Annotated in this window: 11 protein-coding genes; 5 read left to right on the forward strand and 6 right to left on the reverse strand. The window is 42.0% G+C overall.

Going from position 1 to position 12143, the window contains the following annotated elements:
• Positions 1-266 precede the first annotated feature (266 nt).
• Positions 267-2897 carry a type I DNA topoisomerase gene (gene topA / locus ACVFI8_RS21160; RefSeq protein WP_248715538.1) on the forward strand — a complete coding sequence of 877 codons (2631 nt, stop codon included), beginning with the start codon at positions 267-269 and terminating at the stop codon, positions 2895-2897.
• Positions 2898-2959: 62 nt separating this feature from the next.
• Here topA and ACVFI8_RS21165 read toward each other — a convergent pair whose 3' ends face one another.
• The 3 genes from ACVFI8_RS21165 to ACVFI8_RS21175 form a co-directional block, all read right to left on the reverse strand.
• Entirely contained in the window at positions 2960-3919 is a 960-nt protein-coding gene (locus tag ACVFI8_RS21165; protein WP_248715628.1) for a methylenetetrahydrofolate reductase, read from the reverse strand.
• Positions 3920-4016: 97 nt separating this feature from the next.
• Positions 4017-4781 (reverse strand): DNA repair protein, encoded by a 765-nt coding sequence (locus tag ACVFI8_RS21170; protein WP_248715537.1) that lies wholly within the window; start codon positions 4779-4781, stop codon positions 4017-4019.
• Between the two features lie 31 nt (positions 4782-4812).
• A complete protein-coding gene (locus ACVFI8_RS21175) occupies positions 4813-5505 on the reverse strand; it encodes a sensor histidine kinase (RefSeq protein WP_248715536.1) in 693 nt (230 codons plus the stop codon).
• A 152-nt stretch (positions 5506-5657) separates the two neighbouring features.
• Between ACVFI8_RS21175 and ACVFI8_RS21180 the strand changes: the two genes are divergently transcribed.
• The 4 genes from ACVFI8_RS21180 to ACVFI8_RS21195 all read left to right on the forward strand — a co-directional run bounded on the left by ACVFI8_RS21180 (position 5658) and on the right by ACVFI8_RS21195 (position 9010).
• On the forward strand, positions 5658-6668 hold the full coding sequence (locus tag ACVFI8_RS21180; protein ID WP_248715535.1) for a DUF2817 domain-containing protein: 1011 nt from the start codon (positions 5658-5660) through the stop codon (positions 6666-6668).
• A gap of 59 nt (positions 6669-6727) precedes the next feature.
• Entirely contained in the window at positions 6728-7480 is a 753-nt protein-coding gene (locus ACVFI8_RS21185; protein ID WP_457872605.1) for an alpha/beta fold hydrolase, read from the forward strand.
• 39 nt (positions 7481-7519) lie between these two features.
• Entirely contained in the window at positions 7520-8101 is a 582-nt protein-coding gene (locus ACVFI8_RS21190; RefSeq protein ID WP_457872607.1) for a hypothetical protein, read from the forward strand.
• A gap of 129 nt (positions 8102-8230) precedes the next feature.
• Complete coding sequence (locus tag ACVFI8_RS21195) at positions 8231-9010, forward strand: lipase family protein (protein WP_248715532.1); 780 nt, start codon at positions 8231-8233, stop codon at positions 9008-9010.
• Here the strand turns inward: ACVFI8_RS21195 and ACVFI8_RS21200 are convergent.
• The 3 genes from ACVFI8_RS21200 to rssA all read right to left on the reverse strand — a co-directional run bounded on the left by ACVFI8_RS21200 (position 9007) and on the right by rssA (position 12000).
• Positions 9007-9462: a hypothetical protein gene (locus tag ACVFI8_RS21200; protein ID WP_457872609.1), complete on the reverse strand. Its 456-nt coding sequence runs from the start codon at positions 9460-9462 to the stop codon at positions 9007-9009. The two genes, ACVFI8_RS21195 and ACVFI8_RS21200, sit on opposite strands and share 4 nt — an antisense overlap.
• 496 nt (positions 9463-9958) lie before the next feature.
• Entirely contained in the window at positions 9959-10900 is a 942-nt protein-coding gene (locus ACVFI8_RS21205) for a YeiH family protein (RefSeq protein WP_457872611.1), read from the reverse strand.
• A gap of 158 nt (positions 10901-11058) precedes the next feature.
• Entirely contained in the window at positions 11059-12000 is a 942-nt protein-coding gene (rssA, locus tag ACVFI8_RS21210; RefSeq protein ID WP_248715529.1) for a patatin-like phospholipase RssA, read from the reverse strand.
• Between the last annotated feature and the right edge of the window lie 143 nt (positions 12001-12143).

The raw sequence follows: 12143 nt of genomic DNA on the forward strand, positions 1-12143 counted from the left end.
CTTTTATTGCAAAAGTTTCAAACAATGGTTATTTATATTGGCATATAGACAAAATCAAGCGTATAACTCTAGCCAAATTTGAGAGTTGCCGATGTTATCAGTTTGTATCTTTGTGGTCGAGTGCTTAATTATTCGCCCAATAAACCAAAGAATTAAAAAAGTTATTGACCTATGCTAACTCTCAAGCGTTATATAAAAAAGAACCAATAACTACTGCTTTCCGTCAGTGGGCCACTTATGACGGACATAATGGTAAAAAGAATAATATGAGTAAATCTCTGGTAATAGTAGAATCACCAGCTAAAGCAAAAACGATTAACAAATACTTGGGTCGCCAATATGTGGTGAAGTCGAGTGTTGGTCATATTCGTGATTTGCCTAGTAGTGGTAGCGCGACAAATAAAAAGAAAGCCGCACCTGTTTCAACCAAAGGAATGAGCGCAGAAGAAAAAGCCAAACTCAAAGCTGCTAAAGATAAAAAAGCCTTAGTGGCTCGTATGGGGGTAGACCCTGAGAAAGATTGGAAGGCTAATTATCAAATTCTTCCCGGTAAAGAAAAAGTCGTTAATGAGCTCAAAACTCTCGCCGAAAATGCTGACACCATCTATCTCGCAACCGATTTAGACCGCGAAGGAGAGGCAATAGCGTGGCACTTGAAAGAAATCATTGGTGGGGACGATAGTCGCTTTAAGCGCGTGGTATTTAACGAAATCACCAAGTCTGCGATTAAAGATGCATTTTCTCAGCCTAGCGAATTGAACATGGACCGAGTTAATGCCCAACAAGCTCGTCGCTTTCTAGATCGCGTAGTGGGTTACATGGTTTCACCGCTGCTTTGGAAAAAAATAGCGCGCGGCTTATCTGCTGGCCGTGTTCAATCCGTTGCCGTTCGTTTAGTGGTAGAGAAAGAACGAGAAATTAAAGCATTTGTTCCTGAAGAGTACTGGGATATTCATGCTGATTTAGCAACCCAATTAGGTGAAGGCTTCCGTCTAGAGGTGGCCAAAGAAAATGGTCAAGCATTTAAACCGGTTAATCAACAGCAGGCTACCGCTGCCATTGATAGTTTAAAAGGCGCAGATTACCAAGTGGCCAAGCGTGAAGATAAGCCGACACGCTCTAAACCCAAAGCCCCTTACATCACCTCTACACTGCAACAAGCTGCAAGCACCCGTTTAAGCTTTGGCGTAAAACGCACCATGATGTTAGCTCAAAGGCTCTATGAGGCAGGTTACATCACTTACATGCGTACAGACTCAACTAACTTGAGTAACGATGCTGTAGAGGCTGCCAGGGGCTATATTGTCGATAATTTTGGCGATAAGTATCTTCCAGAAAATCCTTTGCGCTACTCAAGCAAAGAAGGCGCCCAAGAAGCACACGAAGCAATTCGACCATCAGACGTCACAGTAGTGAGTGAGCATCTAGACGGCGTAGATGCCGATGCAAAACGACTTTACGACCTTATCTGGCGCCAATTTGTGGCATGTCAGATGACTGACGCTCAATACGATGCAACTACTATTACAGTCACTGCCGCACAATTTGAACTGCGGGCTCGCGGTAAGATTTTGCGCTTCGAAGGTTGGACTAAAGTACAGCCAGTTGGCAAAGCTAACAAAGCAGAAGATGGCGTGTTACCCGCGGTAACCAAGGGTGATTCGCTCAAGCTTGTTGAACTCGATCCAAAGCAACACTTTACTAAGCCACCAGCGCGTTTTAACGAAGCTTCGCTAGTACGAGAATTAGAAAAAAGAGGCATAGGGCGACCATCGACTTACGCATCTATCATCTCTACCATTCAAGACCGTGGTTATGTACGTACCGACGCGCGTCGCTTTTATGCCGAAAAAATGGGCGAGATTGTCGCTGAACGCTTAACCGAAAGTTTCCAAGATCTAATGAGCTATGACTTCACTGCCGAGATGGAAGAGCGTCTTGACGAAGTCGCGGATGGCAGCTTTGAGTGGAAACAAGTGTTAAATGAATTCTATAAAAATTTCAAAGGTCAGTTAAGTAAAGCTGATGACGATGAAAATGGAATGCGTAGCAATACCCCGGTGATCACCGATATCAAATGTCCAGATTGTGAAAGACCTATGGGCATTCGCACTGCGAGCACGGGTGTTTTCTTGGGTTGTTCAGGTTATGCACTGCCGCCAAAAGAACGTTGTAAGTGTACGATCAATTTGATCCCAGGCGAGGAGGCGGTGGCCGCCGACTCAGAAGAACAAGAAACCGAAGCGTTAAGGGCTAAAGAACGTTGCCCAATCTGTGGCACGGCCATGGATAGCTATTTAATCGACGAGACGCGTAAACTGCACGTCTGTGGTAATAACCCCGATTGTGAAGGTTATGTTGTCGAGCAGGGTAGCTTTAAGATAAAAGGCTACGATGGCCCCATTGTCGAGTGTGAGAAGTGCGGTAGTGACATGCAATTGCGTACTGGCCGCTTTGGTAAATACATGGCTTGCACTGGTGAAGATTGCAGCAACACCCGTAAAATTCTTAAGAGTGGGGAAGTTGCACCACCACGGGAAGATCCTGTTCACCTCCCTGAATTAGAATGTGTTAATAGCGATGCTTACTTCGTATTACGGGACGGTGCCTCGGGTATCTTTATGGCGGCGAGTAACTTCCCACGCTCCCGGGAGACTCGTGCTCCTTTAGTGGAGGAGTTAAAACGCTTTAGAGATCGCCTACCTGAGAAATTCTACTATTTAGCCGATGGGCCAGTCGCCGATCCCGATGGGGTAAAATCGTTAGTGCGATACAGCCGTAAAACCAAAGAGCAGTACTTAAGTACTGAAGTTGAAGGCAAAGCAACCGGTTGGCGCGCCTATCACACCGATGGTAAGTGGGTGATAGAAGACAAACGTAAAAAGCCGAAGAAATAGAGAAGGCGTAAATATAAAAAAGGAAGCTTAGGCTTCCTTTTTTAATGCTGTGATACGGGTAATTAGCCGTTTAATTGTAATTGGGCGAGCTTTTTGTCCATGGTGGCTTTTAGTAGTTTATAAAGAAGGATTGCCGCGTCAATTTCTTCCTTACGATTGGTTAGGCTTTCAATGTTCAAACCTAATGGTATACCCAGTGGTAAACAGGCTTCTAAAATCTGCACCAAATTGTTATAGCAAATTAGAATGGATTCTTTTAAGGGTTTATCTGCGTTCAAGATACGTAAACTTGTCGCTTCCGGGACTGATATACCTAACCATTCGATAAACTCTAAGGTTTTAGCGCTACCACAGGGAGAGAAAGTAAGAATAATCCGCTGAGGCTGTTGCTGATGTTCTCGGCACTGATGAGCGTAACGAGTTAACATATCGATGGTGGCTTGAGCGTTATATACCGCTTGAGACACAAAATACTGGCAACCTTGGTGTGTTTTATTCACCAACCTAGTATGTTCATCCCCTTTTTTAGCATGCCGCTCTGCAATAGTAACGCCACCTAGATAAAATTCTGAGGCATGTTGGCCGATGGCAGCGTAAGCATCAGCCAAACTTAATTGAATATCATTGCTGGCTGCTGGGCTACCCACTAACACCAAGTCTCTAATACCGTATTGGTGCCAAGCTTCCTTTAGCCATGCGACAAAGTCAGCTTGATTGCGTTGCGATACACTTTTGTAGGTGATTACCGCACGCTGGCTCTTTTGCATCAGCAATTGCGCATACAAGCGAGGATCATGGGTTTGCATGTAGGGGAAAGGACGAGGTTTATCAATGCGACTGCTTTCGTCTTGAATGTCATAAACAATCAAACCGTCGTATTCTATTTCATCTAATCGTGATAGCAATTTGTCTGCTATATCGCTAACTTTAGCAATATCAGTATTACTTTTAGGCGGGGTCGTACCGATAAAATAAACCCCGTGGTAAGGGTCACTTGAAATTTGTTGAAGTGTTTTGCGCATCATTTTTTAAATTTGTATTTTGATTGAGGCTATTCTCGCATAGCTTCAATCAAAAATCTTTAGGCGAAACAACATGAATAAGTAGACCCGTTGCGAATTACCACTTTTTCTTGGGTTGAAAAAGCACGTCTAATTCATCGGTTTCTTTATCGGCTTTGTCTTGCGCTTCTTGCTTACTGGCCGATTTTAACTTATCGCTCATCTCTTGATTCATTTGCTTCATGTTTTCCAGTTTCTTTTCTAAATAAGCATCTCGATCTGAAATGTTGCTAAGTGCAGAAATACCTTTATTAAGAAGCTGTCGAGCAGTACCCCATTGGCGTAGGGCTTGAGCTTCGATCGCACGTTTAAGAGCATTTTCGATATTGATTTTTAATTGCATCAACTCTAGACGCCGATCTTCTAATACAAATACTTGGGTATTTAACCGACCTTTAGCGTGCTCTGAACGGACTACCGCGCGAATTTTTTTAACTATTTGCAACATTTGTAGTGCGTCTTTGTCGGTATCGGGGGCTCTAAAAGCGCTGTCGCTAATTTCGCTAGCATTGCTCATTTGGTTTAATTGCCCTTGAGTCGCTCGAATTCGATTGTTTAAGCCTTTCACCGTAGGGTCGATGGCTCGAATTTGATTCAAAGCGTCCAACATTCGTTTGTGTAGCAGTTCTACCAATTCTTTACTGTACGGCAAAATCGAAGAGTGCAGCAACAATTCTTCGGTTTCGTTAATGATCGCTTTATGTTTAGCGATAGCCAAACGGCGCTCAGCTTCTTGTTTTTGTTTGAATTGCTGCACCATGTTATAGCCAATGATCAAAAATAACAGGGCACCAACACCGAGCAAGACTAAGGTAAATACCATAATTGGACCGAATAATTCCTAATTGTTCTTTTTAAGGAAGAAATAAACTGAAACGACTGCCACCTAGCGCACTATCATTTTCAAGTTGTATTCTACCTTCTTTACCATTATTGATGTGTGCTTTAGCGATCAATTTCGCGAAAAATAGACCTAAACCACTGCGATTCTTAACAAAATTCAAATGTGATGCATTTTCACTATTGGCTAATTCAATAATTTCCGATGGAAAACCATCACCGTCGTCTTCGACTTGTATACAAAGACAGTTATCGGCCTGAGTGGCAGAAATTTTAATTTGTTTTTTCGAATAACGTAACGCATTCATGACAATGTCGTTAAGCATGTAATCAACTAACACCCCATCAAAGTACCAACTTAACGAGTCATCAACCTCAATGAGCACTTTCATGTCTGCTTGTTCTATAAAGGTTTGGTTTTTGAAGTAAATATCATTGAGTAAATCTCCGATATAGTTTTCTTCAATGGTCATTGGCATTTGTTCTTTTTCGAAACGATACAGTGCCAAAAGTTGCATTAAGCTCCCATTTAAACGCGATACTTCATAATGTAGCCGGGATAACTCTTCGCTATCTTCTCGACCTAATTGCTTAGAGCGAAGGGCTATCGTTTCTGTTGATTGGGTCAACATACATAGTGAATTTTTCATATCGTGTACTGCTGTAGCCAGTACCGATGAAAAATCTAAACTGTCATTTGATAGCATTTTAGCTCCTTTCGACGACTTAAACTCAGTGTAACTGATGCGCAGCTTCCTCGCAAAATCAACAATTTCAGAATGTTAGTTAGGGAAAAAAGACCGTTCACAAATTTGTCATTCGGGATTGTTAGTGTAGTAAATTTTAAACTAGACGAAAAATGCCAACCCAACATTATTTGCCCGAGCTAGAACAATTAGCTGCACTAACAAATCAGTACGCAAACTACCTAAGTGTAGAGCGGCTCTGTGAGGTATCTCATCTGAATATGCGCTTTCCTGTTGAGGCAATATCTTTGGGAATAAAGGATAAATCTAAGCCCTGTATTTGTTTTATAGGTGGCGTGCATGGCGTAGAACGGATTGGTAGCCAAGTGGTGTTGTCATTCATGAGCAACTTACTGTCGCGCTTAAGTTGGGACCAGCAACTCAATCAATTACTTACTAAGATTTGCGTTTATTTTATCCCGATAGTTAACCCGATAGGTATGGCGTTACAACGTCGGTCAAACGGTAATGGTGTTGATTTAATGAGAAACTCTCCGACAATAGCGCCTTTTGGAGCGAGCTTGTTAGTCGGTGGGCAACGTTTTTCAAAGCATTTCCCTTGGTATCAAGGTGACAAGAATCAACCAATGGAACTTGAATCCCAAGCATTATGTGAGTTTGTTAAACGTAGCTTGTTGGGAAGTCCGTATAGTCTGGTACTTGATTGCCATAGCGGTTTTGGTCAACATGACCGAATCTGGTTCCCTTACGCGAAATCTGCTAAAGCGCCAATTGACGACATTGCTTCGGTCTACCGTTTAAGAGAAGTGTTTTTTGAAAGCTTTCCCCATCAAAACTATTTATTTGAACCGCAAACTAAACACTATACTTGTCACGGAGACCTCTGGGACTATTGCTACGATCAATCCTTACAACAGCCCGGAATATTTATCCCCTTAACCTTAGAAATGGGCTCTTGGCGATGGCTAAAGAAAAACCCACTGCAGCTTTTTAGTGGTGTAGGGTTATTTCACCCAATGAAAAAACATCGCGTACAAAGGGTATTGCGACAGCACCTAGTTTTAATGGAGTTTCTAATGAATAGCTGTTACTCATGGCGTCACGTAAACCAAGCAAACCGTTTGCTAGCAGCACAGCAACAGGCTAAGCAATTTTGGTATTAGAATCTACAGTCAGCTATCAAAGCGGACCAATAAGCCCGTATGCACGGCCAATACTGTTAGTGAGAGGATTGATAAGGGAACGTCGTCACTGGGGGGCGATCTACTCAGTATTAAGTCGTCTATTTCCATCACGGCCGATATTAAGTTTTGATATCCCTGGCAACGGTTCTATGGCACATTTGAAAAGCGCCTCAACGATAGCCGAATTAAGGCAAAGTTTGCGTATTCAGCTACGCTTACAGGCCATGAGCATAAGTAGTATTGATATAGTCGCTATATCTTTAGGTGGGATGTTAGCACTTGATTGGCAACATAATTACCCAAATGAAATAAACTCTATAGTGTTGATCAATTCTAGCAACGCGCGATTTTCGCCTTTTTTTCATAGGTTAAGCTGGCGCAGCTACCATCGCATAATTTTAGCTTTGGCGTCACGCACCATACGGCAACGGCAACAGCGCATACTTTGTTTAACCAGCAACGCTGCCTACCGCCATCAAGATACCTTAAATCAATGGGTGGAATGGGCAAGGCAAAGTCCAACCTCTCTAAGCAACGCCTGTTACCAATTAAAAGCTGCGGCTACATTTAACTTTCCACATCAGCCCAAGGTACCGACTCTTATTGTCAGTAGTAAGCAGGACCGCCTAGTAAACTCAGCGTGTAGTGAGGCCTTAGCTTGCCATTGGAAAGTCAATCACAAACAACATTCTACGGCTGGTCATGATTTACCTCTAGATGCGCCAGATTGGTTAATTAAACAATTAAGCAATTGGTTTAGGCTTGTTGACCCTGATACCCCTCTACACTAAGTTGTAAGCACATGAATAAATAGGAAGGTAGGCATAGTGATGAAAAAATGGACATTGTTACTGTTGTTTTATTGCCCGTTAATTTGGGCAAATCAAGTATCTATTGAGGTCATTACAGAGGCTTACCCGAAACTCAGTGTATTGATAGAAAATACCAAACAAACCGTATTACGCGAGTTCGTTGCTCAAAACAATGAGAGTAGTTACACCCAACAGCAACATGTTCTCGCGCTTGAAACTGCTTCGACGACTCATTGTCTTTCGGACTCTTTAGATAAATTGAATGGTCGTATGATTATTTTGGATTTTCAACTTAGTAACACTGTGAATAAACAGCTAAATGTAATAAGTCAAAATGCTAACCGTTCCGATCTAGAGTATTTGGTCAGTTTCCCTAATGGTGTGACTGACTGCCTACACCCAATAGTACTATTACATTTCCCTAGCTTGTTTCAATTTTCCAGCGCTTGGGGGCGAGTAGAAAATTATGAGGATTCTTCTAGCCACGCCAGCAATTTTTTTGTTATCCACAAAGTAGGCGCGGTTTACAGGTTTCAATTAGCGCCCCCCGAACCGCAACGGGCCCAGAGTTACTGGCTTAACTATTACGCTGAACAATGACCCTAGCATATTAATTAAATTGTCATAATTGATTGCAATCTATGTGGTTCAATAAACTACCCTTATTTGCTGTTGAACCTACACTTGCCACAAACCAAGAGCAACCAAACGAGTCAAAAGTTTAAGCCATTGAAACGCTACCAGTATGAACGGTATGCGCTGTTATGTCGGCTTGCTTATCCTTCAGCGATAGATTCAACACCATCTAAATTAAAAAATTACGTTTCAGTTGATGTCTTTGACCAATGGGGGCGACCGACGAGTAGAGTGTTATGGAAAGCCAGCAAAAATGAAGTCATCGTGGTGTCTCGTGGTTCGACAAATTTTACTGATTGGCTGGTTAATTTGGCTCTTTTCCCGACCAAATATACGGTTCAACCGGGCTTGTCTTATTTCGTACATTGGGGCTATTTACAGTTATTGGAGCAGCCAAACTGTGACCCAAGTAGAGAGCAACAAACGCTTAGTGTTTATCAAAAAATAGAAGATATTTTACTCCCTCTTATTAATAGCGGTAAACGCGTTACCTTTACAGGGCATTCGTCGGGCGGAGCGATGGCGGTTCTAATGGCAGATAGGTTTGAACGTAAATGTCCAAACAAGGTAAAAAGAGTGGTTACTTTTGGCCAACCCGCTATCGGCTTGTCGAGCTTCAAACGCCATTATCTATTGCACCGTAAGACCTACCGAATATGTTGCGATTTGGATATTGTGACTTTCTTACCTCCGTTGCCTTTAGTGTATTGGCACGTAGGGCGAATGTTATGGCTGCACGACGAAACTATCTACGAAAACACACCCAGTGGCTATCGTTTATACAAATCAATTATCAGTTGGTTATTACGTCCATTTACCTACCACTATATGCGCAAGTATATTCGTAATAAAGATTACTTTGATGAGATCTAATACGGGTTAGTTGAACCAAAAGACTGCGCAGCTCTAATACCTTTCTTACTCACACTAACCACTTCGGTTCTTGGCCATCTTCCGCAAAGTAGGGTGATATCTTGCTCGCTTTCTTTGTAGTAAACATATCTTTGGCCTTTGCCTAAGGCGCAACAAACGGGTTTATTATCTAAATAACTAATGCTTACAAACCCCTCTTCAGAGCGAACACTAGGGCACCAATCTTTAGTCGTTCCGCCATGGTGATTTGGTTGTTGTGCTAACAGTACAGTTTCTACATCCAATGTATTGGCAGGATGTGTTGAGAACCAATTTAGGTAGTCAGTGAAACTTAGTTGCTTCTCATAGAATTTAGCTAAGGTGACTTTTTGCATCTGTAAGATGAGTAAAACCATCACGAGTAACACGATGATGAAAGGGAACAAAATTCTATAAAGGAAAGTCGCTAGCATATTTTCTGCAATAGAGTGAACAATGGGCGTTGATTCTAACAAAAATGTGACATATGTCTAATTAATATTCCATTAGATGATCACTTATGACTGTTGGGGAACTCTAATAAAACCTGCTAAACCTACCCGGTATTTTTGTGTTAACTGGCTCTAGGAGTCCTTAATGATCAGCCTAATAGCTTATAAGTTAGTGGACTAGCTTATAGTCAAAGCGAATTTGTATAGCAGACCTGCTTGGGTAGTATGTTACCTCACCGAGGAGGGCTTATGTTTCGAAATCTTGTACTTATCTTTGTGTTGCTATGTTTAATCATCGCTTGGTTTAGTAGTGACTTGACGAGAGCGATATTCGAAGCATTGGCATTTTTCGCCATTCTAATTATGTTGGCATTCTCCTTCACGAGCAAGAAGACTAAACAAACGAACTAACTAAACTGTTTAGTGTTATTGACTACTCTCATCTAAGGCAAAGAGTCGTTGAGAGTACAACAATTAGCTAATAAAAATTTACGATTACCCATAGCGATGAACAAGCTATAGATACCCAAAGCCCAATTCCTAATAGCAAGGGTTTTAGCCCTGCCATTTGCAAGTTTTTTGCAGTAAGTCCATAACCAATAAAAAACAGGCAAACACCCAGTAGCTCTTTCGAAAGAGTAAACAATCCCTCATACACGCGACTAAATTGCGGTACATAGTTACTGATAAGCATCGCTAAAATATAGAAAAAGATGAAGTAGGGAACAGAGAATTTACTGTCTTTTTCTTTAAAAATTACCGCACTTAATAAAGCCACAGGTATTATCCATAAGGCGCGGGCTAATTTAACGGTGGTGGCTACGGTTAAGGCCTCGTCTCCATAGGCAGCAGCGGCGCCAACAACAGAAGAAGTGTCATGTATGGCGATGGCTGCCCAGTAACCAAATTGAATTTGATTTAGCTCGAGTAGATGGCCTAATAATGGAAAAATGAAAAGGCCACATGCGTTAAGGATAAACACTGTCGCTAAAGCCAAAGACATTTGTTTGCTGCTGGCATTAATTGCAGGCGATACCGCTGCAATCGCACTTCCTCCGCAAATAGCTGTACCAGTAGAAATAAGGTAGCCGGTTTTTTTATCTATAGCTAAAGCTTTTGTGGCTAAGCCCCCTAATATTAAGGTAAATAAGATAGAACCCACGATTAGTCCAAAGCCGTGTTGTGTATATTCAATGGCTTGATCGATGGATATACCAAATCCCAAACCAACTACAGAAATAGCCAGTAAACGCTTAGTGAGGTTGCTAACATTTATTGCCTTTGGGCTTAAGCCTATACTGGCTAGGCATGCGCCGAAAACTAATGCTGCGGGTCCATTGACCCAGGGGCTTAACACCAGTAAAGCGACTAAGACGCAGACAACATCAGCCTTGCTATATGCTTGTAACTTTTTCAGCATGATTCCCCCTAAATAACTAACAGTATTATAAAGTCTTTGGCTTTGTGGGGATATCAATATAAAAAGCCGACCTAAACGGCATGAAGCATCGTTAGTTATTGATATTAAATAAAAAAATAATTTATTATCAATAATATTGATTAAAATTATCGATATTATTATTGCCGCTTTTGGGCAGTTTTTGACAAAAATAGTTCTTCTTCGATTTGTGGGCGCATCAATTCTGTGACGCGTTTTCCTTCGGCAATCGCTTCTTCTGCACGGTGAAAATCCATAGTGCTAATGTTACCTAGTTTAGGCGATAGCAAAATATCAGGAGGATCACCTGCCATGCGAGTGCGGGTTAGGCGCTCTTGCATAATATTAATCGATGTAGACATCACGCCAATCATTCCTGGAGAGCGGTGACTTTGTTGTTTAAGGTTTGCCAGCATTGAGTTTAAGAAATCTTTACCGCCGCCTAGCAATCGCCAAAATGCTTGATTGTTACCATCGTTATGTTTCGAATCGTCTATATCGCCATCAAGCAAATTTAGCCGTGATTTATCACTATTAAGGTTTACCGCGATTACCACATCCGCTCCCATAGCTCTAACCAATGATACCGGCACAGGATTAACCACGGCACCATCCACAAGCCATTGTCCGTTTAACTGATAGGGCGCCATTAAACCCGGCATAGCACAAGAGGCGCGCACTGCATCGCGTACCTTGCCGCTTTGTAGCCAAATCTCTTTGCCCGATTCCAAGCCCGTTGCAACACAGCCAAATGGAATCTTGAGTTGTTCTATATTACTCGCGCCAATGTACTTCTCTGCGGCATTAAACACTTTTTCACCGGTTAATAAGCCTCCTCGATTAAGGGAAATATCAAGTAAATTAAAAACCTGCCAACTTGATAAACTTAAGGCCCATTCAGTTAACTCATCAACTCTTTGACATGCGTAAGCGGCCCCAACCAAAGAACCAATAGAACAACCGCCAATCACCTGTGGCTGCACGCCCATTTCTCGCAAGGCCATAATGACTCCCAAATGAGCCCAGCCTCTTGCCGCGCCGCTACCTAGTGCTAGGCCTACTACAATATTCTTATTCGCCACTACATTCCCCCTGTAGAAGACAATCAATCTACATGTTGTTGCCGTTAAACAATTAATAACGCCTAACAAATTGGCCTAAATTCATGGAACTGGCAACAATAAAGAATTTAACTTAACGCATCTTAGACGGTTATTGTCTAAAA

The sequence above is a fragment of the Agarivorans sp. MS3-6 genome, assembly GCF_054112545.1.